The sequence below is a fragment of the Agaribacillus sp. DX54 genome, assembly GCF_056858335.1.
On the sequence record NZ_JBXEQE010000181.1, the window covers coordinates 1 to 237 of the forward strand.

The 237-nt window shown below is 41.4% G+C and carries 1 protein-coding gene; it reads left to right on the forward strand.

The window, feature by feature from the left end:
- The coding region (locus AC04NP_RS30890; protein ID WP_482863996.1) for a phosphopantetheine-binding protein at nt 1-237 on the forward strand (237 nt) is incomplete at both ends.

Sequence of the window (237 nt, forward strand, 5' to 3'; positions counted from 1 at the left end):
CTGTTGGGTGTTGAAAAGGTGGGTATTTACGATAACTTCTTTGAACTGGGCGGCCATAGTTTATTGGCAGTTCGATTGATTTCCAAAATACAGGAGATAGGCTATGGAATAAATATTAAAGATATTCTTTCATATCCGAGCATTGCTTTATTGAGCACCAAATTATCCTTAGTGGATGAAGGGTATCAGGTACCAGAGAACGGTATCGTGGAGGGCTGTGCCTATATCACCCCTTCC